The organism is Exiguobacterium sp. UBA3491 (assembly GCF_002377745.1).
Classification (GTDB): domain Bacteria; phylum Bacillota; class Bacilli; order Exiguobacteriales; family Exiguobacteriaceae; genus Exiguobacterium_A.
This window is the reverse complement of sequence record NZ_DFQK01000032.1, coordinates 190,823-213,817: the sequence shown is the minus strand read 5'-3', so window position 1 is coordinate 213,817 and position 22,995 is coordinate 190,823. Positions and strand designations below refer to the sequence as shown.

Below are 22,995 nucleotides of genomic sequence, written 5' to 3'. Positions count from 1 at the left end.
TTTTTTAGTTTCGTCATCCTTCTGCAAGCGACAAAAAACGATCCGCCAAGGAAGAGGCGGATCGTTTTAATCGGGATCAAGATGACGGAACGATTTCGTCTGCGTGTGTTGATTCTTGTTCCGTCGAATGAATTCGACGCAATAAGTGTAATTTAAAGAGATACATGACGAGCAAGTGAACGTTCGCCTGCGTCACCTTATAGAGTATCCACGGTAAAGCAGGGACGAATTCGTGAATGGCAATGATACATTCCTGTGTACCGGGAATTTGCCGAAATTCAATCCGACCCCGGCTATCTTCCTCGACTTTTGCGAATAGTCCGCCGGTAATCCGGTATGTCGCCATTTGTCGATCACGAACCGGTTCCTTCGTCAATTCAAGTAGGGGTTGTTCGTAAAATGGAATGTTTATTCCAACGACTTGATCTTTCATAGTTGATGATAGGAAAGGACGCGCAAACGAAGATAACCAATCCATGTAATCGTCAGCTGCCCAGTCGGCATCGCGATCCTTCGGCAAAAGAACACGTTGAACTGAACGAACGTCAAGGGCGTCTGGTGTTGAAGACGACGAGGAAGAAGAACCTTTTTTTTCTTCCTCCTCTTTTAGCGCATCACGGACCGATTGTTCGAATGTAATTTTTCCGTCACTGATCCCTGGAACCATTTTTTCTGGATCTGCAACCATCTCATGAACCATGCTTTCAACGAGTGGATAGACGGTTTCTTTTGGTTCTCCAGACACGAGCGTCACCCAAAGTCGAGATAATTTAACGGTCAATAAAGGAATATCGATGGTCGGTTGTCGTTTTCCCATGATGTCAGCAGTTCGAAGGATCATCTCTTTATAGGTCATCGCTTCCGGTCCACCGATATCGATTGCCCGGTCTTTAACATCATCGCGATCGACACTTTCACCAAGTGCATGAATGACATCCGGTAAAGCGACGGGGTGTGTCTTGTTACGTGTCCATCGTGGGAGTGCCATGACGGGGAGGCGTTTGACGAGCTTCGATAAGATTGGGAAAGATGAGCCTTTTGGACCGACAATCAATGCGGCACGGATCGTCGTCACCGGTGTGCCATAAGCACCAAGAACGCGTTCGACCTCGAGTCGGCTCTTTAAGTGACGCGATAGATTTTCTGTTTCCTCAGGAATGATACCACTTAAGTAAATGATTTGTCGGATACCATTTTCTTTTGCTGCACGGGCAAAGTTATCGGCTAACAGTAAGTCCATGTTTTCAAACGATCCTTGTGTCAATTTAGCAGAAGGCATCATCGAATGAACGAGGTAGACAGCGATGTCCGCTCCTTTCATACCAGCAATCGTATCGTCTAGAGAAAAGAGATCGCACGATCGCCATTCGACACGTTCCTCATTGTCCTTATCATCGCCGTTTCGAGAAAGGGCAATGACGTCATATTTTTTCTTCAGTTCGTTCAGTAGATTGTGACCGATGTAACCGGTAGCTCCGGCTAAAGCTAGGCGCGTTGGCATGGGTGTAAACTCCTCTCTTATATCTGTTGTAATGTACCCCCAATCGTGTCAGTTCAATCGTAAGAGGATACGCTGAGATGATTCAGTTGGATGGAATAGGGAATAAAAATATAAGGAAAAGAATCAACAGGAAGAATGAAAAACAAAGGAGGCTTCAACCATGCAGACGATACAATTCATGCAAGCGGAACATGAACGACGATTCGATCTGTTGTGGAGACGCTTAAAGCCGAAACAACGAGAAGATGCAGCGATGGTCTCGATGCTGTATCTCGCAACAGGACAGCCACAAGTGCTCGAACGATTCTCGGATTATTTCTTTCCGGATAGTGGTGAGTTTTTTGATCGTGAATTTCTGGCAGAACCCTATCCAAGTCCAGCGTTAGAAGCAATCATCCACTTGATCGTACAATTATATAATGGGCGAACGACGATAACGATCATCGAGTTGATTGAACGATTGGATGAACAACAGATGTCGCTTGTACTCGAATCGATTAAATTACGGGCTTACGGGTGTCAGATGCTACAAAAAGTCGCGAAATCGTAATGGTACACGTATATGAATCCGATCGACGAAGAGATTTCCTGATTCGTCGGTCGGATTTTTTATTGTGGAAGAAAAGTTGTAAGTTCAAGAATCGATGAGAAGATGTTCGTAAATCAGAGTTCAACAAAATAAATCGTCCTGAAAATAAAAGCTAAGTTTATTCACGAAGAACTAATTGAGGTGGGCGACGACTGGAAATAAGATGAAAGTATCAGTAAAAGGTGGTTTATCTATGGAAGGAGTGACATCATGCAGCTCAAAGAATCGATCTACTTTCACTCACCGATCTTCATCCAAAACTTGTTGACGACTTTACAAGGACGTCGCCTGTTCCACGAACGATATGGTCCAGCCTATCAACAACGCCTACAAGAACTGAAGCAGAAGTTAGGACGACCGAATGACATACGGGCGGAACAGTTGCATCGATTAAACGACTTCCTTTCTTTTTGCCAAATGCATAGTCCGTATTATCAGGAATTGTTTTCCTCTCTTGCGTTAGAGCTCCCTCTACGATCGATTGACGAACTAACACAAATTCCTCCTTTGACGAAAGAAATCTTACGACAACAAAATGAGGATGTCCATGCGCGCGTCCATGCTCCGATTCTCGGGAAAACGGGCGGTACGACCGGCAAATCGATTCAAGTCCATTACACGAAAGAAGACATGCAAATCCGCATGGCGCATCTCGACTTTTTCAAATGGACACATGGCGTCGATCAAGGGATGCGCCGTGCGAGTTTTACCGGTCAAACCCTTGCCTCGCCTCAACAAAAGGCACCGGTTTATTGGCGGACAAATAAAGTCATCAATCAAATGTTGTTCTCGATCAAAAACATCAATCCGAAAACCGCAGCCGCATATATTGAACAGCTCAATCGGTTTCAGCCGGAATCGATTGATGGTTTGCCTTCAGGAATGATCGAAGTTGCACGATATGCTAAAAAATATGGCATGACTTGCACATTTCGTCCAAAAGCGATTTTTCCGACGGCTGAGATGATGACGGCAGAAGAGCGAGCACTTGTCGAGGATGTTTTCCATGCGCCAATCTATGATCAGTATGCGTCTTCAGAAGGGGCTCCGATCGTCGCGGAATGTCCGTATGGCAAAAAACATTTACATTATGAGATGGGAATCATTGAACGCGATGAGGATGGCGAAATTCTCGTGACGAGCTTCGATACGCACGGCACACCACTTATTCGCTATCGAGTTGGAGATCGCATGACGCTCAGCCAGGAAACGTGTCCTTGTGGTCACCAAGGTCCGATCATCGCTTCGATTGACGGACGAGGACGAAGTTTCATCCAATTACGAAATGGACACCGTGTCTTTGAAGGGGAGCTCTCAGGAATCGTTCGAGCATTCCCGAACTGTATCGAACGTGTGCAATATATTCAAGAGACGCGGGATGAGATTATATTATTGTATGTACCAGATGAACGGTGCTTCGAAAAAGAACACGAGAAGAAACTCTTTTTCGTTCTGGATCGATTGTTTGAAGGACAACTGAATGTCGTCATGCGCGCTGTACCAGAAATTCCGAAAGAAATCAGTGGAAAAACATTACTAATTAAACAACAATACGCTGGATGAAACATTTCATGCAAAAATATAAGAAACGAGACGCCCCTAAGATGGGGTGTCTCGTTTTTCGAATATCTCGTAAACCGTTCGAATTATGATCGCGGACGAACCGGGACCCAAATTGCTGATTGATAATCGGCGGCATATGGATCGCCTGCCGAATAGACTTCGAGTTCTGCATGAAGTAACGGTTCATAACCATGTGAAGGAAGCCACTCTTGATAGATACGTTGCCACATCACTTGAATGGCGTGTGGCATTGGACCAACGACCGGAAACGTCGCCCAAAGACCAGCAGGAATCGTCATCGTTTCCTGACCGGGTAGGACTTCCGTTGTTGTCGTCGCGATCCAATAATCCATCGATGCTTCGGTGAAATTGGAGCAGACACCAACGACACCTTCGATTTGTCCATCATTTTGTTGGAACAAGACAGCGTCTTGTCCAGAATCGTTGACATCATTCCAAAACAACGGAATCAGCTGTTGTTGGGCACCATCTTGCGTTGGAAAATGTTTTCGCCATCCTGAAATCTGTAAAGCCGGTCGTTCAATGAGTTGATAATCCATTTGCTCCAGTCCCTTCAAGGTCACCTGAATGCTCAGGCGGTTATAGGCGTGAATCGGACGTCGCTCGCTTCGCATCAACGTCGGGGAACAACCATGCTGACGTTTGAAAGCTTTTGTGAAAGCTTCCGGCGTCTCATATCCAAAACGTAAGGCGAGATCGATAATTTTTTCATCCGTCTGTGTCAAATGTTGTGCAGCAAGCGTCAGACGTCGCCCCCGGATGTATTCAGGTAAGGTCATCATCGCAAGTAAGGAAAACGTTCGTTGTAAAGGATATGCCTGTATCTGAGCAACATTTGTTAAAACGTTGAGATCAAGCGGTTCCTCTAAATGATCCTCGATATAATCGATGACGCGTTGAATGGATTCGAGCCACATCTTGTCACCTCCTTGTCTTTAGTATATTGGTGCAATGAGCAACTGACCTGTCCAAGGCAAACTCAATTTGTCAGGGTTCACTCTTCGCTGATTTTGTCCTATTCCTGTCAGATATAGCAGGTATCGTAAAGTAACGAGGACATGGGTATCAAAGAGTAATCTACAATCGCTTTCCTCTATTTCTCTACCAGCTGTCCACCTTCTAATTATTTCTCACCATACCTCGTTTAAACGTATATTTTAAAATACACGCGTTATTAGTACTTTGAAAGGTTTACCACTTTAAAAGTATTTTAAATTACCTCATCCATTCAGATTGTTTTCGATATCCCTTACCTTTTGTAAAAGCCATTTTTTATTTTCTTTGTCTTTTACGATGATGAAATCTTCTGTTCCTTTAACAGCATAGATGGTGGATCCGACTGAAAAGAGATTCGATTGACTGTTCGCTTGGGGCATTTCGTATGCTTTTGTTTTCTTTAGTATCGTACTAATTTTTTCTCCTTGTTGTTTAGATGCGTCCAATTCAGCTTCTGTTCCGTTATATTCTTTATTGTTCACAATGACGATCATTGCATAGCTTCCTTTTTCTTCTGTACCAGCCTGACTGCATCCCATCAAAACAAACAGAAATCCGATTGAGAAAATGACGAATCTTCTTTTCATGAGAACCTCTGCACGCTTTTTTTGTTTAATTTTAACATATATTAAATTATTCACCTTTTAATTCATGATAATACAATAAATCAAATAGTCATTGTAAATTGAGATCATTCGTCTAAATTGATCATAGATAAATGTCGCATCTTTTGTTAAAAAATAAGGTAAAATCAGGAAAAGGAGGAATGTAGATGAAGCCCCAGATTTTACTGTTAGGCATGTTCCATCTTGATCGACCGGCAAATGGTGATCTGATTCGTCCAGTAATTTTTGATGTCGCATCAGAGAGACGGCAACAGGAAATCAAGGAAGTCGTCGTTCGATTAAACAGATTTCAACCGACATGCGTTGCTCTTGAAACGTCACCTGAACGCATAAGTGACCTGCAACATACATATGACACCTATCAATACGAGAGTGATTTAACCGCTAATGAACGGCAACAAATCGGCTTTCGCCTAGCCCGGATGGCAGGATTAGCACAGTTGCATGGAGTCGATTGGAACGAAATCGTACCAGGCGTACCGGATTTAGGAATAGTCCGTTCACATCATCCGGAAGCTTTCGAGACGATCGTTACTGCTGAGATGAAGCGGACTGAACAATTAGAGAACGCGATGGAGCAGTTATCCTTTTCCAAGTGGCTCGATCAATTGCACGCTGAAGAGACGATTGCAGCGTCCGCTAAGGTCTACGATCAAATCGAACAGCTGGAAAACGGGCGAATTTGGATCGAACGCTACTGGCATGCCCGTAATCAAAAGATTGCCGATCGTCTACTGCAACTTGCCCAGACGACCGAGCGAATCGTCTGTTTGTACGGTGCTGCGCATCTTCCGCTATTAAGACAATACTTAAATGAATCGAACCAAGTTGTAGTGATGACATGGAGCGATTGGAACAACGATAAGGAGTGTATGTAAATGCTATTTCACTACCATATTTGGACACCACATTTGGAGGAAACAGAAGCCTGGTATACAGCACGCGGGTTTCACGTTTCTCAGCGCATTGGAAAGAAAGATGGAGAGTTTTCTTCGTTTAATCCACCTCTGACATGGAACGATTTTCGAACGGATAAGATTGTGTTTCGGATCATTGAAATGAAACGCGGGGCAGTGAACGTGACTATCGGGTACGGGAAGGTCATTCGCTTCGACCACATCGGATTTTTGATTCAATCAGATGACTTGCAAATGATCCTTGACCGTGCAGAAACACTTTCATTTACAGTCCAACCGAATGAGCGTCGGACGTTTTTGCAGACACCATACGGATTACGGATTGAACTGCAAATCCATGAAGATGCGATTGCGGATACTGATGGAACGACACTTGAGCGTCTGATCCTAGCGACGCCGCTCGAAGGATTAGAGGCGGATTTAGCGAAACTGTTCGATCAACCGGTTCCGCAAATCCAAACCGTCCGCGGGGAGAAGACCGTCTTGCAAGAAGCAGTCTTTTCCGACGTATCGCTAGCAGGCACGGATCCGAACGGTGTTCAGCTCGTCTGCTCATAATCAACGAAGACTTTGATCGGGAGATCGGTCGATGCCATTAAGGCAGCGAAGCAGTTGGCGAGCTCCGAAAACGAAGTTTCTTGTTCGAACAAAGCAGGTAATGTCGCGTGACGATCGTTGGAAAAAAGCCAGTCTGCGTGCATATGGTAGCTCCAACCGTCACTCGATGCAATGATCTGAAGTTCCTTTGCGTGAAACGCGGGCGTCAACGTCAAAGATTCAAGGTTGCCGTCCGATAAGACGCAGATTGCACCATGAGGACGGACAGCGGATTGAAGTTCGGCAAAGGCCGCTTGACGCCCGGAACATTCGATGGCGGCGTCATACGTGTCTGAATCCGGCGTGACGATGTGTGCCCCTAATTGACGTGCTAATTCAGCTCGGGAGGCGAGCGGCTCGATGATATCTATCTGGCGAACGTTAACGTAATGCCGTAAGTAATGTACCGTCAACAAACCGATCGTACCCATTCCAGAAACTAAGACTCTCGCGTCGGGCGTCAATGTCAGTTTTCGGACGCCTTTTGCCGCGTCACAAGATAGAATCAGTAGCAAAGCTTCACGTGGTGAGACATGAGCAGGAACCGGAATGACCTTCGACTCAGGTACAACCGCTTGATCTTGATGACCATAGAAGCTGACGACCCGATCACCGGGTTTGACGGTTTGGACCGCTTCACCAACAGCAAGCACCTTACCGTAACTTTCATATCCGGTCTCGAGCGGATAGTTATAGCTGGTTTCAGTCATGTCTTGTTCTAGCCATTGCGGAAGTTCGGCGCCGATACTAATGGCACCGGCTAGAGTGCGGACGTGGACGTCATGGATGCCGAGCGGCGGCAGTTCCCGAACGAGATAACCGGGCGTCTTCGGCTCCATAAGACAGCAAATCGTTATAGTGTTCAACATATGAACCTCATTTCATTATTGGATTGATTACATATAAATTAAGCATATACCACTTTACTTGTAAAATATAACAATTCGAAACCAGAAATGAGGTAGAATAAGTAAGGGAAGGGGGAGGTCGAATGGAACCATTATTGATTTTGGCTTTGCTCGTGTTCGCATTCTTGACGTTTCGGTACAGTAAAATCCTTGTCCGAAAGGATATCTCTACCGCAAACAAACGACTCGCGATCGTCTTTTATTTGATTGCTGTCAGTGCACTCGGCGCTGTCGTCTATTTTAACGTATAAGGAGGATCATCCATGCACTCAACAACAAAACGACGAATCGGTGCGTATATCATCAACCAGGCTGTCTATCTCGGACTTTCCGTCGTCATCGAAAAAACGGTATTACGACGTGTGAAGTCAGAAGTCGTTCACGCCGTCGTGACACAACCGACGATCAGTTTTCTAGGAGAAGTCGCGCAATTAAAACTGTTGAATGGAAAAACGGTTGGCGGTCAGATCTGTGGCATACAGGTCGAGAGCGAGAACGGATTGCCGTTGACGACGAAACAAATCGTCCGTCGAACAGTTTATCGCGATACGGTCTCGTTGTTTAAGATTCAACCGTATTGGAAACCGTTTCTCGAGAACGGACAACGATTACCGGAAGATGACTTTGCGAGAACGATCGTCCGCTTGAACCAGGAGAAGCTAAAAAATGAAGCTTGATTTTCATGTCCATAGCGTCCGCTCCTCTCACCCAACAGGAGCCATTCTACTCTACCATGGTTGGGGCGGTACGGCTGTTTCTTATCTAGAGTTTGCGCGACAATTATCTGAAGAAGGGTTCGATGTCTTTATCCCGGAACTTATTCGACACGATCAACGTGAACCGTTTGATCATCCGTTTGATCCAGAAGTATCGACGACCTATTTTTGGACGGTCGTTGAACAATCGATCAAGGAAGCGACAGCTATCATCGAACAATCAGGCTGGCATGTTTCNNCGATCGCGATCGGCGTCTCGATGGGTGGGTTCATTGCCCACGGAATCATGGCGCGTTTACCGATTAAAGCGCTCGTTGCGATCAATGGGGGCGGTGCCTTTCTTGAAGCGGAGCATCAATTCCGCACGCGCGACGGACGACCTGCTATCAAAGAAACAGATGTACCATGGAAGATCGATCCGATCGATGTGATGGATGAGCGTCCGCGTTTGCTCCTGCACGGGGATGCTGATGACATTATTCCACTATCAATCCAGCAGTACTATCACGTAACAGCAGTTCAAGCAGGTATGACGCAAACGACTGAATTATGTGTTTTTCCGGGTGTGAATCATACTGTGACGGAGGCGATGATCGAACAACTGATTGTCTGGGTGAAGCACGTCAAACTTCAAGGGGCGACAGATGGACTATATACGTTTTCTCCGCAGTAAGGTCGGTCAGGAAAAAGTGATGTTGAACTTTGCAGGTGGCATCGTCTTCGACGAAGAGGGACGCATTCTTCTACAAAAACGGCGGCAGCAACAAGCGTGGGGCTTTCCCGGCGGCGCACTGGAACTCGGAGAGTCGATTGTCGAAGCAGCCAAGCGTGAGATTTTGGAAGAGACCGGTTTTCATGTCAGGATCGAACGTTTGAGTGGTGTTTATTCGAAATACGAAGAGATGTATCCAAACGGGGATGTCGCCCAACCGATCGTCCATTTTTTCGTTTGCCGAATCAATGGGGGACAGTTAACGATCGACTCCAATGAATCACTCGATGTTGCTTTTTTTGAAAAAGATCAGATGCCAAAACTCTATAGTGAACTGCATCAAACCGCCTGGAACGATTTTTTGACGGAACCGGGTCCGGTCTTTCGATAACGTAAAACATCCTTCTGATTTTAACGTCAGAGGGATGTTTTTGCATGCTACACGTTTAGCGTTCGAATCCACCTTCGGAATGGATGACTTGCCCGGTCACCCAGCCACCGTCAGGACTGACGAGGAATTGGATCAATCGTGCGACGTCTTCCGGCGCGCCGATTCGACCGAACGGAAAACTAGGTTTAAGCGCCGTCCGGGTTGCTTCATCCATCCAAGTCGAGTCGGTCGGACCTGGATTGACGGCGTTGACGGTAATGCCAAGCGGTGCCACGGCTGCCGCGTATGTCTTCGTAAACGTCGACAAGGCACCTTTCGTCGTAGCGTACGCAATCTCGTCAGGCATCGGACCGAGGTCTTGTCCGGACGTCAGTTGAATGATACGACCGGACGTTAGATGTGCTTCAGCGAATCGCTTCGTAAAACGTGTCGCGAGCAACAGCGGTGCCCGGAGATTGACGGCATAGTGTTGATCAAGACTTGCTGCATCAAGCGTTCGCCAATCTGTCATTGTCGAATGGGCAGCGTTGTTGATCAGGATACTTGGTGTTCCAAAGTCTTCTAACTGATCGAATAAATCGTCAGCGGCATCTGCTTGACTTAAATCGAGTTCAATCGCAAGGACGCGGGCACCATGACTTTCGAGTTCGGTCGTAAAACTAGCCGCCCAATCCGCTGTTGCTTTAAAATAAGTAAAGATCAGGTCATGTCCAGAAGAGACAAGTTGGCGGCAGATTGCAGCTCCGATGTCGCGTGTCTGACTGGCACCGGTCACGATGGCAATCGATCGTTTTGTCATATATATGCTCCTTTTAAGTAGATGGATTTGTAAAAACCAAATGTTTACAGAATCAGTATAACGGAATGAAGAGAAGAAGAGAAAGCGTTATCATGATTTAACATACTAAATAATTGCATGTTTATACCCAAAGTGTGGTAAAGGAAAAGTGTACAAAATCATTCGTTAAACAGGTAGGGAAGGGTGAATCAATCATGAAAGCAATCGTATTATTCGATGGAGAATGCAATCTCTGTGACGCGAGCGTCCAGTTCATCTTAAAACGAGACCAAGGATATCATGATTTTGCATCGTTACAAGGGGAAACAGGACAAGAGCTCGTCCGGCGTCATAATCTTCCGGAAACGATCGACAGTGTCGTTGTGATTGATCGAGGTGTACCCTATATTAAATCAGATGCAGCGTTACGGATTGCCCGTCATTTAAAAGGTGGATGGCGTCTGTTGAGTGTGTTTCAGATTGTTCCACGTTCACTTCGGGATCGCGTCTATGATTTCGTTGCAAACAATCGTCATCGTTGGTTTGGACAAAAGCAGCAGTGTGCACTGCCGTCTCCGGAGACACGTGCTCGATTTCACGACTAAATATGAAAAACCGCGACGAATCGGTCGCGGTTTTCTTCTGTTCATTAGTTGGTCACATGCAACCAGTGACAACTTGGCAACGGATTGCCGAGGAAACTTAAACCTAAATCATGGGCTTGGTGGATTGTTTCAAAACAATCGTCTCCTTCATCCAGATATACTTCATGGTGCGGTGATTGGAGATGTGTTCCTGCGATACGCCAAAGATTTGCATGATGCGCTACCTTGATTTCGTAGTCGATATTAGGTGAGACGACGAGCGGATTGCCGACAGAGTGGTGGAGCGTATATCGTGCTTTTGATTGATCTGATAAATAGACCCGCTGAGTCGACGCTACATCTTCTCGATATAACTGATGACGAGCATCAAAAGATCGGGTAGGGTTTGCTTGTTTTGATAGTTGATGAGTGGTTTCACCATCAAATGTCAGGACTTCTGTAAAGGTGCGATACTCTTTTGAAAAAGGCGAATATTGTCGCGCATCGCCTTCGAAATAACGATGCGAAGAAAACGGATTCGGGTTCATGAGAATTGGAGGAGCAATGAACGTCAGTACACGCAATCGGTAAGAAGAAACCTTCTTATGTGAAGCGGATAGCGGGTACAAAGAAAAATAGAGCACGAATTGTTCAAATTCTCGTTCACGGTCTTGTTCCTGTTTTATCTGATTCGTAACGCGGGCGAACGTCTCGATCATCCGTGCGAACGGCATCGATTTTCTTGAAATTGGACGGAGCACCCGGATTTCAAAACGTGTAAATTGTTCAGGGTTAATCGTTCCTTTCCATTCGGGTGACGCAGTTTGACCTAATCGATGCCCATCTTGAAATACCGTATAATGCGATACCTCTGGGATTTCACCCCACAACAGTCGGACAGCATGATCTTGTTGGATCAGGACAGTCATTTTTCGGTTCCAGAACAAATCATCTGTACTTGAAACAAGAGCGGTGACGATACGTGTCTTCGAATCTGAATCGATCAGTTCGAATGACAAAGGCTCAAATAAAGGAAGTGTCTCCGTTTGATAGCTATTCGAGTTCTGAATGAAACACGGTCTACTATTTAATAAGAGACGGACGTTACTTGTCCCTTCCCAGGTGAGACAAACAGTTTCTCCACTTTGTTTGATTTGAATATGATTGATGTCAATCATGAGACTGATCGCTCCTTACACGAATTCTGAAAGAAAACCCCTTCCACTTCAAAATCAGAAGGGAAGGGGGAACGTCATAGTAAGCCTTTAGCGACTTCTAGTTTTTCTTGATCGTGTTTTAATTGTTTTTTCAAGTCATGCACGTGATACATCTCATGATCGATCATGTATCCGGCGATTGCTGCGTGAGTCTGAATGGCTTTGTTCAGCTGTTCAGTCAAGACTTTTCGAACGTCAGGAGAAGCCGTTTCCGTAATTGCAACAGCATAAGCGCGGACAAGTGATTTGCTGCTAATCAAGAAGTCTGTCGCAATCAACTCGTCGCGTTTTTTACTGGGACGGCTAATGAATTTCGAGTGTTTCATGGATTGCGAGTGGTGATTTAGCCATCGATCTCACTCCTTATCATGTAACATACGTTTGACAGTATCTTTGACGTTTTGCATTCCTGTTTTTTCTGCTAGGTCGTGGTGAAGTTTGTGTGCCGGTACCTTCATGTTCGGAATATTTCCTTGCGGTGCAGGATTTTCTAGATGAACGAATTCACCGGTTCCATCCTGCGCTTCCCCTTGAGCCCAGCGACCTTCTTTTGAAGCTGTGTCTTCCGATAGGTCCCAGAACTCATAAGCATGCGGTTGCGCTTCCATCTCATCTTCCGGTGCGAAAGTAGCAGGCACGACAACTCCATTTTTCGTCTCCAGTTCTTCGATCGCAGCCATCCATTGATACTGATGATACCGGTCGCGAGCGAGCATCTTACGGAAGGTAGCACGAACGCCTTCATCCGTCGTCATATGATAGAGGCGAGCGACCTGAAGACGACCTTGTGATTCAGCATGTAAATTCGACTGCATGTCTGCCAACAAGTTACCGCTCGCGACGATATAAGATCCGTTCCACGGAATGCCGTTGGCGTTCGATGGCAGTCCACCGAGACCGCTGACAAGAAGATGCTGTGGATTCATACCCCCGAGAATTGCTGCCGTCGCTGGATCTTTGGCAGCTTCTGCCTGATCATCCGGTGACGCCCCGTCGAGCAATTGAGAAATGAGGGAACACAGCATTTCAACGTGCCCGATTTCTTCCGTCCCGATATCCATCAGCATATCCTTGTACTTTTCTTCACCACGGCAATTGAAGCCTTGGAAAAGATATTGCATCATGACCGTCATCTCACCGAATTGTCCACCGAGTACCTCTTGCACGGCCCGAGCAAGCTTTGGATCGGGTCGATCAACCTTGACTTCGAATTGTAATTCTTTTTGATGGCGAAACATGAAAAGAACCCCCTTTAAGTTTTAAACATATGCGATTTACACATGTTATATACCTTAATCAGTTTCTTTCAAACCTGTTTTACCTTATTTTTCGATAGGTTGAAGTGAACGTTTAATCAAAGAATGACTTTTAGGATCATTGATCCATTCAGTGATGTTGTTAAAGATGAAGGATGTCTCGTTCAAGATGGACCGTCGCCACTGTTTATTTTTAGGGATGTAAAGTGCATCGAATCGCTCTCTAATCCGTCGAGGGGCAACTGCTTGATTGAAAAAGAGACGATTTTCATCAATCGTTGCTTTTAAAGTTCGGAGTAGGGCAAAAGGATGCTTTCCAAGCGTTCCACACTCTAATGTTAAACCCAAAAAACCGATGTGTCGCTTTTTTGTTTCTTCATACAGATAGTTTAACCATTCTCCTTCAATTGCATAAAACTGTTGATCTCGTGGTTGATCGACGATCGGATAACGTGTGTATACTTCTACCTCCCTAGCGTGTCGTGGATCTTCCGACGACATGACGAGTTGGACTTGACCCGCTGGTCCATACCCCGTATGGCAGTCGAGCATCACGACATGTTGGTAAGCAGATAGTGTATCGACGAGCCGACTTAACACATCGGAGAAGTAAGCGTCTTGCGTATGTCCGCCATAATAGAATCCGGTCGGATGCTTGAATTGTCCAAGTGTCGCAGCCTTTAAAAAAGCGTGTGGACCTAGACGAAGCAAGTCGTATAAGACATGCAGTGTAAACGGTATGTAATCCAGACGCCGTCCTGAACCTGACCTTTTTATAAACAAAGATTGCAACTCATCAAAACCCGGATTGCGTAAATCTGCCTTTGAAAAATCGTGAATCGCGTTTCGATTTAAATTGAGGTTATGCTGTGTTTCTTTTCGATGATGTTTCATCCCATATGCATTAATACCATGGATCAGCAAAATATCGACTTCTCCCGTATTTACCTGTTTCATATGGTCTGATAAAAACTGGAGCTGCATGGCACTCCCTGCGTACCCTTCGATTCCATGTAATCCACTGGTTAAGATCAGTAATGTTGAATTATTACCGGACTGGCCGTGCCACCAATCGGAATAGAGTGACGCTTGTTGTTCCAGTGAATCATGCGTTAGCTTCGGATAATGCTGAGAAAGAATGCACTGTGCAGTCTCATTGAAACGTTCGCGTGCTGATTCATACGTTCCAGAAAAATAATGAAGCATGGTTATTCCTCCTTATTCATCAAGCATGAACTCGAGGAGCAATCCAGTGATAATGTCGAACTGAGAATTTCTAAGGCATGATCTTTTGCGACAGCGGTTTCTGCTGCCGTACAGTCTGCAGGGACATGAATGGCATATTCCCGCATATAGGCGTCATTTGCTGTAAATAAGATACACATGTCGGTCGTACTACCGGTGATGATAAGACGCGAGACATCCAAATGCTTCAATAAAATATCGAGCTGAGTACCGAAAAAACCTGAGTGCTTGGGCTTGATGATGAAGTAATCATCCTCTTCTGGATGGAGTGCTTCGATGAGTACATCCCCAAGACCCCCGCGGCACTCATCAATGATTTGATTGACATTTTCCTGCCACAGACCAAAATTGTCATTGACGTAAATCACGGGAATATTTTGACGTTTACAATGTCGTTTTAATTTTGTGAGTGGTGAGAGGACAGGGAGCGTTTGTTGCATTAACTGCTCAGCTCCTTCAAAATCCATCTTATTAATGACGTCAATGATCAACAATGCTGTATTTTCTTGAACAGTCATGGTGGACTCCTCTCATAAAAAAGTAATCAAATAATGATAAGGCGAATAGAGTTGGGCTTTAGAGATAAAAATCTCGGAAGGGGAGGCTGATTCACGGGCTCCCCGGACATCAATTAAACAGCGATAAATAAGTGATTCCAATTCAGCGATGAAATCAGAGTATTGATACAAAGCATCATTCAATCGTCTTTTGCGGTGATCCTCCATCAAGACGATGCAGGGGTTGGTTTCTTTCAGTGCCATTGCACTGAAGACAGTTTTATGCTGTTTAAAATCTTGATTTAAACAGTGAACGATTTGATTTAAATCAGCTTCCACGTTCTTCACTTCCTAGTTGTAGATTATTCATACTGTTATTGTACATGTTATTGGTTGTGTTCCACTCTTCATCACGAGGTAAACGGATAAAAAAGTCAGATCCTTTTCCGATTTCTGAATGAACGGTGATTCTCCCACCATGCGCTTCGATGATTTCCTTACAAATCGGTAAACCGAGACCTGTTCCTTGAACTTGGAGGTGGTCTGCTTGTTCGACACGGTAATACGGATCAAAGAGGTAGGGAAGATCTTGTTTTGGGATACCATATCCGTCGTCGCTAATGGTGATGACGATTTCAGCTTCACAGCACGCTAACGAGATTTGGATATTTGAATCAACGGGAGAGTATTTTATCGCATTATTCAAGATGTTTAATAAGACCCTCCGGATTTTTTCTTGGTCAGCCGTAATCAGGCAAGGACCGTCAGTTTGGATTTGTAAATGATGCGTCGATGTCGCAACGTTCAACCACTCTGTTAACTCGATGAGCATATGTTCGATGCAAAATGATTCTAACTGATAGGATTCTTTTTGATGACTAAGTCGCTGATAATCTAGGAATTCGGTTAACAGTTGACTGAGTCGCTGTGTCTCACTCCGCATGGTTTCTAAATATTTTCGCTGTTTTGAAGGAGATAACGACCGGTGTAACATTAATTCACTGAACCCTTCGATGGATGCAAGTGGCGTTCGAAGCTCATGTGATAAAACCGAAATGAAGTTTTGCTCCTTTTTAGCATGGTTGACTTCAACTGTGCGTTCACGAAAAACAAATAGAATACCTTGACGTTCGGGTAAAAATTCTGTGTAAAGTCGTAAATGACGATCGTCTGGCATTGAAAAATCCTGAGCTGGAATAACTGATGCGTGGTCAAAGCCTGCTTTGATTTGTTCGACATATGCATATAACGCCTCTGTTTCGAGAATCAACGGTTCGAAGGCTTCGATGACGAATGCTAAGTTTTCAGATTGGTTTTCAGAAGGTGACCAGTTCGGAAATAATTGATGAAACACGCGATTCGTAAAGATATTCGTATTCGTCACATCGACGAATAAGATAGCTTCTCGTAAACCATTTAAAATGCGCTGAATCAATTGATGGTGTTCTTTTATACGGATGTCATCAAGCAATCGCATCAACCCGATATTTAATAAATGAGTCGTTTTCTGAAGTGCGACAGTCTCAGTAAAACGATGATGAAATTGTAACGTCAATGAACCAATGAATTTTGACGGACTGTGTAAAGGGAGAGCACATAACGTCAACTGCTCCTTCTCGATTAGATGGATGGATGTATCTAGCTCGGTCTTCGCTTCTAACTCCAACCGTTCTTTGTCATAAATTGGTTCGTCTGATAGTGCGATATGGACAGGTTCAAAATTCTCCGACTGCGGTGAAAAATAGATATGAGCCGCCCGAAAATGACTACCGATTACTTGTAGCCAGGTGTGAAGACCTGAAGTAGATTGATGACGCAAAATTTGAGTGGCTAACTGATTTTGAAATTGAAGTTGTCGCTCGATTGTTTTTTGTTGGTGTAAAGACTCTTGAAGTTGTAAATTAGCAACTTGTGTTTGCTGGTGTTCAAATGCGAGCAACGTCGTCATTTGTTGCATCGATCGCCCAAGTGTACCAATCTCATCGGAACGGTTCTGAAAATCATTCTGTTCCAATCGATCAGGCTGTTTCGTTTGATCGACGAGATCGAGTAAATCTGTTCGAAAAGACCGCACAAGTCTTAAAATCAAGTAACTGAGAAGACAAAAAGCGATGATCATCACACCAAAGGCGTAGCGTAATACTTCAGCGGTTCTTTGTTGTAGCGACTGCTGTGCGTTTTTCTCTTCATTATGAATCATTCGAAAGTAGTCGTTAACGACGAAGTCAGACTGCTGAACCAGCTTTTGATTATCCGTACGTATTTGCAAAGTGACTTCCTGTTCCAAAAATCTTGAAAATTGAACGAGTTGATGCGCAAATCGTTCGTCTGATGGATCTGAATAACGTTGACTGAACGATTCAACGTTTTTTTGTAAACGTTTCAATCTTTTATTGATTTGCTTCAGATCATCTTGATCATTAAAGTCAATTTGTTGGACTTGGAGATTGACTTGTTGTGCTTCATTCCAAAGCGTGCGAGCTTGCGTTTTTTGTAATGTGATCTTCTGTGATGAAGTTCGGTGTTGCTCTAGCTCTTTTTGAGCAATGTAAAATGTTAAGACGCTGATGCTTGCAAAAATTAAGAAATTCGAAAACAATAAAATATAAAACCGATGGAACATACTTGATGAGAGCCAATTCATGACAAGACCTCTTTCTAAAAAATATATAAATAAACTTTAAACGTACATGTTTAAAAGAATCTTATCATAGACTTGAAATAACTAAATAATTTGCTTCATCAAATTAAAATATCATTTTACTTTTTCCGAGAAATGCCTAGATTTTGACACTTCATATCCTTTAAGATAAACGATATACATATGTGCAAAACCACTATAAACGACACTTTAAGCCATACTATTGATTGTGAAAATGAGTGAGCTTCTGTACTATGTCTATATAAAGGAAAGAAAAAGAAGGTGAAATGGATGAAGATGACTCGCTCTACGGACTATGCCATTCGTGTGCTTATTTTCGCAGCGTCGCATCCGACTCGGCTCGTGCAAATTCAGGATGTGGCAACCCATTATGATATTTCTAAAAATCATTTGATGAAGATTGTCCATTCATTGAGCAAGTTTGGTCTCATCATTTCTGTACAAGGTCGTAATGGTGGGTTCAAATTAGCGAAATCCCCAGAAACGATTACGTTAGGAGAAATCGTTCATTTATTTGAAGAAGTATCCTATCTTGAAAATGTGACAGTTCCAAATAAAAATGGTAGTTTGCAAAACACACGACAAGCGTTCGATCAAGCATTCACGTCCTTTACGGACGCGCTGCAGGCATATACGTTACAAGATTTAATCGCGCCAACGATGAACGATTGATGGAAGAGTCAGAGAGGAATAGATGATCTCTGGCTCTTTATCCGTGTACATATTCCAGTCATGCAGATTTTTATCAGATGATCATATTAAATATGATTATAACTAGTATCTTTTATGTTACTATAAACAAGATTCGGAGGCTATTCGAATCTTAGTTTTGAAACATAAACATGTACACTTTGTACTTGTTTTTGTGGTATAACTTTACAGAAGGGAGGTTTTTTTCCCAATTCACCTGCTTGATTTCATACAGGACTCTTACTGTCCATTCACATAAAGGATTAAAGGCATTCGTCCGTTGATCCATGCAAAAGGGAGGGTTTCGGTATGTCCGAAATGACCATCGAAATGTTCGTTCACTTCGTTCAACATTTAGTACATTCTCCACGATTCATCGTCCAGCGTCAGAATGAACATGAGAACGCCTACATGTTTGAAATTCGAGAGTTGAATTTATCGCGAGTCTCAAAAGCCGTATTGCTTCATAAGACAGTTGATCTTCTCCAGGAAAAGACGTCAGAAGATACACGCGAAACGTTGACGAATGAACTGGTCACTCTATCACAAAAGACATTAATGAAGTCAGATACGATTGCTACACTTAAAGTGGAGTCTACAATAGATGACTCATTGCATCTTACATTTTCAGAAGACAAAAAGATCTGGTTTTCTGGAAATCTTGATACAGAAGAAGCGATCAATCGATTCACAGAACATTTTCAAAGCGTCATAAATGACGATCGAACGTCTTATTAAATAAAGCAGGTCGAGCCACATCAGTGGTTCGACCTGCTTTTGTCTTACCCTATGCAGAGCATCAAGACGTTGCCTTAGGAATAAAGTAAGCCAGCGCGCAATGAGAGGAGGCGAAATCGGTATAATAATCTCATTCTTCATACATGTTCATTTCGGTGAGCGCATCTTAATCCCTAGATTCAATCCCTATAATTGGAATATGTTATAATATATCAGGAAAATCATTTACGAATTGGAAAGGAATGATGATATGGAAACCATCATCTGTACGACGTGTGGAGTCGAACAAATCAATCCGCATCGCGAAACGTGTTTGATTTGTTTAGAGGAGCGACAGTATGTCAATCCAACCGGTCAAACATGGACGACACTCGCTGCCATGCAAGCGTCAGGAACGTACCAAAATATCATTACGGACGACGGAGCAGGTGTCTATTCGATTCAGACGACACCAGCATTCGGCATCGGTCAAACGGCATATCTTGTCCAAGGAAAATCGTTCAACCTGTTATGGGACTGCATTACATATCTTGATTCTACAACGAAAGAGCAACTTGACGAATTAGGCGGGATTCAGGCGATTGCTTTATCACATCCGCATTATTACGCGACACAAGTCGAATGGGCGGAGACTTTTGACGTGCCGATCTATATTCATGAAGATGATGCGTCGTTCGTGACGCGACCAAGCGAACGCATCGTCTTTTGGAGTGGTGAACGCTTGGAATTGGCGGAAGATTTGATGTTACATCGCATCGGCGGTCACTTCAAAGGAGCAGTCATCTGTGAACGAAAAGATGCGTCAGCAGGACTTTTGTTGACAGGAGACATCATTCGAATCGTTGCCGATCGGGCATGGGTCAGTTTCATGTACAGTTATCCGAATGTGATTCCGCTTCCGGCAAAGACGGTCGCGCGAATGGCAGAAACGTTACGTCCGCTTCACTTTGAAAAATTATATGACGCCTTTCATCGGAAAATCGAAACCGGCGCGTCTGAAGCAGTAGCACGCTCTGCAGAGCGGTACATTGCTGCCTTGAACGGGGAGTGGTTCACGACATGAAGTCGCGCTTGATCGTCATTCGTGGGAATTCTGGTAGTGGAAAAACGACGCTTGCCAAAGCATTACGATCGGTTTTACCGGATAGCATCTTGTTTTCACAAGATGTTATCCGCAGGGAGATGTTGAACGTAAAAGATGGACCAGGAAATCCGGCGATTCGCTGGATCGAGGAGTTGGTTGGACTTGCTGACGGACGCCATGCGACGATTCTGCTGGAAGGCATTCTTGCACAGGACTGGTACGGTGAGATGATTGACCGGTTGGAACGTCGCTTTACGTCACGTTACGCGGCGTATTATTTTGACGTCTCATTCGAAGAAACCATTCGTCGCCATGCGATGCGCCAGCCGACGGAGTTTTCTGAGACGGATATGAAACGCTGGTGGATTGATAGGGATCACCGCCCGACGGATCGTCTGATTGCTGAGGATACATCGATAGAAGCCATGATTCAGAAAATAAAACAAGAGCAAAAAGGGGAGAGCGAATGACACACTACATTTTTGACATGGATGGAACGTTGTTTCAAACGAATGCTGTGCTTGCGCATACGTTAGAAGATGTCTTTCATGAGTTGCGTCAGACGGGGCGCTGGGAGGGAGAGACACCAGTCGCCCTCTATCAGCAGATCATGGGCGTCTCGTTACCGGAAGTCTGGCAGACGTTACTGCCGGACTTTTCAGCCACAGACCAACAGGCTGCGGATCAAAAGTTTCGACGAAGCATAGAGCAGGCAGTCAAGGCGGGGCATGGGTGCCTATATCCAGGAACGGTCGAGTTGCTAAGTCGTTTGAAACAAGCGCGTCACTCCATTTATATCGCTAGTAATGGGTGGCCGTCCTACTTGTCAGCGATCGTGACGACGTATGGACTCGAAGCCTATATCGATCATGTCTATAGTATCGAAGACATCCGTTCCGGTGATAAATCAGCACTCGTACGGGAGATTTGTAAGACGCACGACATCTCGTCAGGCTACGTTGTCGGTGACCGCTTATCTGATTTCAAAGCGGGCATGCGAACGGACTGGTAGCAATCGGTTGTCAGTTCGATTTTGCGCAAGAGCAGGAACTCGCAGTCGCGGACCGCGTCGTAAAAGAGTTGAGTGCTGTTTATTAAAAAGAGCCGTCTTCTGTGGAAGACGGCTCTTACTTATAGCGATTATTCTGCCCACCAGAGAGCATCGTCTGGTTTCTTCGCGATCGACGCGACTTCTTTTTCACTCGATACAGTCGGATGCGACCCTTTCAGTGCCTTACCAGCTGTATTCTTAAAGAAGAAGAAGAACGTGACGAAGCCGATGACGCTGACTGCTGTTAGATAGAAAGCAGGAGCGAGCGGGTTTTGTGTCGTATGAACGAGCCATGTCGAAACGAGTGGCGTCGTTCCACCGAAGATCGAGACAGAGACATTGAACGTCACGGATAGTGTCCGGTAGCGGATATCCGTATAGAAGATACTTGGTAGCAGACTAGGCATCGTTCCTTCAAAGATCGCCAAGAAGAATCCGAGGATGAAGATTCCGATTCCGACGAACAAGAGTGGTTTAAGACCAATCAAGAAGAACGACAGGATTGAAAGCAACGATAGTCCGGCTAACGCGAAAAGAACAATATTGCGATTGCCTTTTTTGTCACTAAGCTTCCCGAAGAAGTAAGCGAGCGGAATCATGATCACCATGACACCAGTAATTAGAATCGTACTTGTCGAACTTGACATACCGATGACTTCATCGAGGTACGATGGCATGTAGGACAAGAGCATATAGTTCGTAATGTTGAAGAAGGCGACAGCGATGAAACAAACGATGATATCACGTTTGTGGTCACGCAGGATTTCGCGGAATGTCGCGGGTTCTTCTGTATTTTCATTGATCTCATTTTCGAAGATCGGTGATTCATCCAAGTGACGACGTAAATAGAGACCAAATAAACCGAGTGGTGCCCCAAGAATGAAGGGAATTCGCCATCCCCAAGATGCCATTTGATCATCCGATAAGGTGACGAAAAGTGTTGTAGCAAGTAATGAGGCGAGAATATATCCACCGAGTGTACCGATTTCAAGTCCACTTCCGAGAGCACTTCGTTTGTTATCTGGTGATGACTCAGCGATGTAGACCATTGCACCGGCGTATTCACCGCCAGTCGAGAATCCTTGTAAAATACGGGCTAACAATAACAGAATCGGTGCCCAAATTCCGATTTGATCATAGGTCGGTAATAGTCCAATGATGAGCGTCGAACCAGCCATCATGACGATCGTCGTCGTTAAGACGACCTTCCGCCCGAGTCGATCTCCAATTCGTCCAAAGACGATTCCGCCGATTGGTCGCATTAAAAAAGCGATCGCAAAGGTCGCAAATGTAAAGACGAGCTTCAGTTCATCATTTTCAACAGCGCTAAAGAAGTTTTGACTGATGATGATTGCGAGATAGGAATAAAGACCAAAATCGAACCATTCCATCGCATTCCCAATTCCGGTCGCGTAGACACTTTTTTTGGTTTGCTTCATGTCAACGACATTGACTTTTTCTTTTCTGAATTTCATAAGTTCTGTTCACTCCCTTTAATAAGTTCGTATCGTACCATAGCAGGAAATGAAGTCAAGTTGCTAATGTGCTTAACCACTTGAAAATGATTGAAAATGGCTCTGTGCCTGGAGTTGTCAAACCGTTGCGACTCTAAGGACGAACAAAGGTGTGCATTTTTTATGAAAAAAATTGAAAATT

General features: G+C 44.5%; 27 protein-coding genes. 14 read left to right on the top strand and 13 right to left on the bottom strand.

Features of this window, described 5'->3' with window-relative positions; all coding sequences use genetic code 11:
* Positions 1–76: 76 nt before the first annotated feature.
* Complete coding sequence (locus tag B4F99_RS13550; RefSeq protein WP_290750952.1) at positions 77–1,501, bottom strand: NAD(P)H-binding protein; 1,425 nt, start codon at positions 1,499–1,501, stop codon at positions 77–79.
* Positions 1,502–1,661: 160 nt separating this feature from the next.
* Here B4F99_RS13550 and B4F99_RS13545 point away from each other — a divergent pair, with 160 nt between their 5' ends.
* The gene (locus B4F99_RS13545) at positions 1,662–2,051 is read left to right on the top strand and encodes a hypothetical protein (protein WP_290758901.1); all 390 of its coding nucleotides are present in this window, start codon (positions 1,662–1,664) and stop codon (positions 2,049–2,051) included.
* A gap of 249 nt (positions 2,052–2,300) precedes the next feature.
* The gene (locus tag B4F99_RS13540; protein WP_290758898.1) at positions 2,301–3,653 is read left to right on the top strand and encodes a phenylacetate--CoA ligase family protein; all 1,353 of its coding nucleotides are present in this window, start codon (positions 2,301–2,303) and stop codon (positions 3,651–3,653) included.
* 83 nt (positions 3,654–3,736) lie between these two features.
* Here B4F99_RS13540 and B4F99_RS13535 read toward each other — a convergent pair whose 3' ends face one another.
* Complete coding sequence (locus B4F99_RS13535; RefSeq protein WP_290758895.1) at positions 3,737–4,591, bottom strand: AraC family transcriptional regulator; 855 nt, start codon at positions 4,589–4,591, stop codon at positions 3,737–3,739.
* A 303-nt stretch (positions 4,592–4,894) separates the two neighbouring features.
* Positions 4,895–5,311, bottom strand: a complete 417-nt coding sequence (locus B4F99_RS13530) for a hypothetical protein (RefSeq protein WP_290758892.1) — start codon at positions 5,309–5,311, stop codon at positions 4,895–4,897.
* Positions 5,312–5,442: 131 nt separating this feature from the next.
* On the opposite strand from B4F99_RS13530, the gene B4F99_RS13525 reads away from it, so the two are divergent.
* Both B4F99_RS13525 and B4F99_RS13520 read left to right on the top strand, forming a co-directional pair.
* On the top strand, positions 5,443–6,174 hold the full coding sequence (locus tag B4F99_RS13525; protein ID WP_290758889.1) for a DUF5694 domain-containing protein: 732 nt from the start codon (positions 5,443–5,445) through the stop codon (positions 6,172–6,174).
* Positions 6,175–6,771, top strand: coding sequence for a hypothetical protein (locus tag B4F99_RS13520; protein ID WP_290750932.1), 597 nt, complete (start codon positions 6,175–6,177; stop codon positions 6,769–6,771).
* Here B4F99_RS13520 and B4F99_RS13515 read toward each other — a convergent pair.
* Entirely contained in the window at positions 6,753–7,679 is a 927-nt protein-coding gene (locus B4F99_RS13515; RefSeq protein ID WP_290758886.1) for a zinc-dependent alcohol dehydrogenase, read from the bottom strand. The genes B4F99_RS13520 and B4F99_RS13515 overlap by 19 nt on opposite strands.
* A gap of 122 nt (positions 7,680–7,801) precedes the next feature.
* Here B4F99_RS13515 and B4F99_RS13510 point away from each other — a divergent pair, with 122 nt between their 5' ends.
* From B4F99_RS13510 to B4F99_RS13495, 4 genes are all read left to right on the top strand, one after another.
* Positions 7,802–7,969, top strand: a complete 168-nt coding sequence (locus B4F99_RS13510) for a hypothetical protein (RefSeq protein WP_156358986.1) — start codon at positions 7,802–7,804, stop codon at positions 7,967–7,969.
* 12 nt (positions 7,970–7,981) lie between these two features.
* Positions 7,982–8,395 carry an RDD family protein gene (locus B4F99_RS13505; protein ID WP_290758881.1) on the top strand — a complete coding sequence of 138 codons (414 nt, stop codon included), beginning with the start codon at positions 7,982–7,984 and terminating at the stop codon, positions 8,393–8,395.
* Positions 8,385–9,107, top strand: a complete 723-nt coding sequence (locus B4F99_RS13500; protein WP_290758879.1) for an alpha/beta fold hydrolase — start codon at positions 8,385–8,387, stop codon at positions 9,105–9,107. The genes B4F99_RS13505 and B4F99_RS13500 overlap by 11 nt, the downstream gene beginning before the upstream one ends.
* The gene (locus B4F99_RS13495) at positions 9,079–9,537 is read left to right on the top strand and encodes an NUDIX hydrolase (RefSeq protein ID WP_290758877.1); all 459 of its coding nucleotides are present in this window, start codon (positions 9,079–9,081) and stop codon (positions 9,535–9,537) included. Before B4F99_RS13500 ends, B4F99_RS13495 begins: the two co-directional genes overlap by 29 nt.
* Before the next feature lie 55 nt (positions 9,538–9,592).
* On the opposite strand, the gene B4F99_RS13490 is transcribed toward B4F99_RS13495, so the two are convergent.
* Positions 9,593–10,342 carry an SDR family oxidoreductase gene (locus B4F99_RS13490; RefSeq protein WP_290759490.1) on the bottom strand — a complete coding sequence of 250 codons (750 nt, stop codon included), beginning with the start codon at positions 10,340–10,342 and terminating at the stop codon, positions 9,593–9,595.
* 188 nt (positions 10,343–10,530) lie between these two features.
* Between B4F99_RS13490 and B4F99_RS13485 the strand changes: the two genes are divergently transcribed.
* A complete protein-coding gene (locus B4F99_RS13485; protein ID WP_290758875.1) occupies positions 10,531–10,920 on the top strand; it encodes a thiol-disulfide oxidoreductase DCC family protein in 390 nt (129 codons plus the stop codon).
* Between the two features lie 44 nt (positions 10,921–10,964).
* Here B4F99_RS13485 and B4F99_RS13480 read toward each other — a convergent pair whose 3' ends face one another.
* From B4F99_RS13480 to B4F99_RS13450, 7 genes are all read right to left on the bottom strand, one after another.
* Positions 10,965–12,077, bottom strand: coding sequence for a hypothetical protein (locus tag B4F99_RS13480; protein ID WP_290758873.1), 1,113 nt, complete (start codon positions 12,075–12,077; stop codon positions 10,965–10,967).
* Between the two features lie 74 nt (positions 12,078–12,151).
* The gene (locus tag B4F99_RS13475; protein ID WP_290758872.1) at positions 12,152–12,442 is read right to left on the bottom strand and encodes a spore coat protein; all 291 of its coding nucleotides are present in this window, start codon (positions 12,440–12,442) and stop codon (positions 12,152–12,154) included.
* 30 nt (positions 12,443–12,472) lie between these two features.
* The gene (locus B4F99_RS13470) at positions 12,473–13,354 is read right to left on the bottom strand and encodes a manganese catalase family protein (protein ID WP_290758870.1); all 882 of its coding nucleotides are present in this window, start codon (positions 13,352–13,354) and stop codon (positions 12,473–12,475) included.
* A gap of 84 nt (positions 13,355–13,438) precedes the next feature.
* On the bottom strand, positions 13,439–14,578 hold the full coding sequence (locus B4F99_RS13465) for a M14 family metallopeptidase (RefSeq protein ID WP_290758868.1): 1,140 nt from the start codon (positions 14,576–14,578) through the stop codon (positions 13,439–13,441).
* A 2-nt stretch (positions 14,579–14,580) separates the two neighbouring features.
* Entirely contained in the window at positions 14,581–15,135 is a 555-nt protein-coding gene (locus B4F99_RS13460) for a cysteine hydrolase family protein (protein ID WP_290758866.1), read from the bottom strand.
* Between the two features lie 12 nt (positions 15,136–15,147).
* On the bottom strand, positions 15,148–15,453 hold the full coding sequence (locus B4F99_RS13455) for a hypothetical protein (RefSeq protein ID WP_035407545.1): 306 nt from the start codon (positions 15,451–15,453) through the stop codon (positions 15,148–15,150).
* Positions 15,443–17,758 carry a sensor histidine kinase gene (locus B4F99_RS13450; RefSeq protein ID WP_290758864.1) on the bottom strand — a complete coding sequence of 772 codons (2,316 nt, stop codon included), beginning with the start codon at positions 17,756–17,758 and terminating at the stop codon, positions 15,443–15,445. The genes B4F99_RS13455 and B4F99_RS13450 overlap by 11 nt, the downstream gene beginning before the upstream one ends.
* Before the next feature lie 288 nt (positions 17,759–18,046).
* Between B4F99_RS13450 and B4F99_RS13445 the strand changes: the two genes are divergently transcribed.
* The 5 genes from B4F99_RS13445 (at position 18,047) to B4F99_RS13425 (ending at position 21,300) form a co-directional block, all read left to right on the top strand.
* Complete coding sequence (locus tag B4F99_RS13445) at positions 18,047–18,448, top strand: RrF2 family transcriptional regulator (RefSeq protein WP_290758862.1); 402 nt, start codon at positions 18,047–18,049, stop codon at positions 18,446–18,448.
* 327 nt (positions 18,449–18,775) lie between these two features.
* A complete protein-coding gene (locus B4F99_RS13440) occupies positions 18,776–19,204 on the top strand; it encodes a hypothetical protein (RefSeq protein ID WP_290758860.1) in 429 nt (142 codons plus the stop codon).
* 250 nt (positions 19,205–19,454) lie between these two features.
* Positions 19,455–20,267 (top strand): MBL fold metallo-hydrolase, encoded by an 813-nt coding sequence (locus tag B4F99_RS13435; RefSeq protein WP_290758858.1) that lies wholly within the window; start codon positions 19,455–19,457, stop codon positions 20,265–20,267.
* Entirely contained in the window at positions 20,264–20,758 is a 495-nt protein-coding gene (locus B4F99_RS13430; RefSeq protein ID WP_255998115.1) for an AAA family ATPase, read from the top strand. Before B4F99_RS13435 ends, B4F99_RS13430 begins: the two co-directional genes overlap by 4 nt.
* Positions 20,755–21,300, top strand: a complete 546-nt coding sequence (locus tag B4F99_RS13425) for an HAD hydrolase-like protein (RefSeq protein WP_313532991.1) — start codon at positions 20,755–20,757, stop codon at positions 21,298–21,300. The genes B4F99_RS13430 and B4F99_RS13425 overlap by 4 nt, the downstream gene beginning before the upstream one ends.
* A gap of 128 nt (positions 21,301–21,428) precedes the next feature.
* Here the strand turns inward: B4F99_RS13425 and B4F99_RS13420 are convergent, their stop codons facing one another.
* Entirely contained in the window at positions 21,429–22,814 is a 1,386-nt protein-coding gene (locus B4F99_RS13420; protein ID WP_290758855.1) for an MFS transporter, read from the bottom strand.
* Positions 22,815–22,995 lie beyond the last annotated feature (181 nt).

What these genes read in the sequence shown, in the direction of transcription:
- B4F99_RS13450 (WP_290758864.1), bottom strand. Translation starts at nt 17,758, where the DNA reads ATGAATTGGCTCTCATCAAGTATGTTCCATCGGTTTTATATTTTATTG.
- B4F99_RS13495 (WP_290758877.1), top strand. Translation starts at nt 9,079, where the DNA reads ATGGACTATATACGTTTTCTCCGCAGTAAGGTCGGTCAGGAAAAAGTG.
- B4F99_RS13440 (WP_290758860.1), top strand. Translation starts at nt 18,776, where the DNA reads ATGTCCGAAATGACCATCGAAATGTTCGTTCACTTCGTTCAACATTTA.
- B4F99_RS13550 (WP_290750952.1), bottom strand. Translation starts at nt 1,501, where the DNA reads ATGCCAACGCGCCTAGCTTTAGCCGGAGCTACCGGTTACATCGGTCAC.
- B4F99_RS13545 (WP_290758901.1), top strand. Translation starts at nt 1,662, where the DNA reads ATGCAGACGATACAATTCATGCAAGCGGAACATGAACGACGATTCGAT.
- B4F99_RS13420 (WP_290758855.1), bottom strand. Translation starts at nt 22,814, where the DNA reads ATGAAATTCAGAAAAGAAAAAGTCAATGTCGTTGACATGAAGCAAACC.
- B4F99_RS13465 (WP_290758868.1), bottom strand. Translation starts at nt 14,578, where the DNA reads ATGCTTCATTATTTTTCTGGAACGTATGAATCAGCACGCGAACGTTTC.
- B4F99_RS13445 (WP_290758862.1), top strand. Translation starts at nt 18,047, where the DNA reads ATGAAGATGACTCGCTCTACGGACTATGCCATTCGTGTGCTTATTTTC.
- B4F99_RS13510 (WP_156358986.1), top strand. Translation starts at nt 7,802, where the DNA reads ATGGAACCATTATTGATTTTGGCTTTGCTCGTGTTCGCATTCTTGACG.
- B4F99_RS13425 (WP_313532991.1), top strand. Translation starts at nt 20,755, where the DNA reads ATGACACACTACATTTTTGACATGGATGGAACGTTGTTTCAAACGAAT.
- B4F99_RS13470 (WP_290758870.1), bottom strand. Translation starts at nt 13,354, where the DNA reads ATGTTTCGCCATCAAAAAGAATTACAATTCGAAGTCAAGGTTGATCGA.
- B4F99_RS13475 (WP_290758872.1), bottom strand. Translation starts at nt 12,442, where the DNA reads ATGAAACACTCGAAATTCATTAGCCGTCCCAGTAAAAAACGCGACGAG.
- B4F99_RS13485 (WP_290758875.1), top strand. Translation starts at nt 10,531, where the DNA reads ATGAAAGCAATCGTATTATTCGATGGAGAATGCAATCTCTGTGACGCG.
- B4F99_RS13480 (WP_290758873.1), bottom strand. Translation starts at nt 12,077, where the DNA reads ATGATTGACATCAATCATATTCAAATCAAACAAAGTGGAGAAACTGTT.
- B4F99_RS13430 (WP_255998115.1), top strand. Translation starts at nt 20,264, where the DNA reads ATGAAGTCGCGCTTGATCGTCATTCGTGGGAATTCTGGTAGTGGAAAA.
- B4F99_RS13435 (WP_290758858.1), top strand. Translation starts at nt 19,455, where the DNA reads ATGGAAACCATCATCTGTACGACGTGTGGAGTCGAACAAATCAATCCG.
- B4F99_RS13460 (WP_290758866.1), bottom strand. Translation starts at nt 15,135, where the DNA reads ATGACTGTTCAAGAAAATACAGCATTGTTGATCATTGACGTCATTAAT.
- B4F99_RS13535 (WP_290758895.1), bottom strand. Translation starts at nt 4,591, where the DNA reads ATGTGGCTCGAATCCATTCAACGCGTCATCGATTATATCGAGGATCAT.
- B4F99_RS13525 (WP_290758889.1), top strand. Translation starts at nt 5,443, where the DNA reads ATGAAGCCCCAGATTTTACTGTTAGGCATGTTCCATCTTGATCGACCG.
- B4F99_RS13505 (WP_290758881.1), top strand. Translation starts at nt 7,982, where the DNA reads ATGCACTCAACAACAAAACGACGAATCGGTGCGTATATCATCAACCAG.
- B4F99_RS13540 (WP_290758898.1), top strand. Translation starts at nt 2,301, where the DNA reads ATGCAGCTCAAAGAATCGATCTACTTTCACTCACCGATCTTCATCCAA.
- B4F99_RS13515 (WP_290758886.1), bottom strand. Translation starts at nt 7,679, where the DNA reads ATGTTGAACACTATAACGATTTGCTGTCTTATGGAGCCGAAGACGCCC.
- B4F99_RS13520 (WP_290750932.1), top strand. Translation starts at nt 6,175, where the DNA reads ATGCTATTTCACTACCATATTTGGACACCACATTTGGAGGAAACAGAA.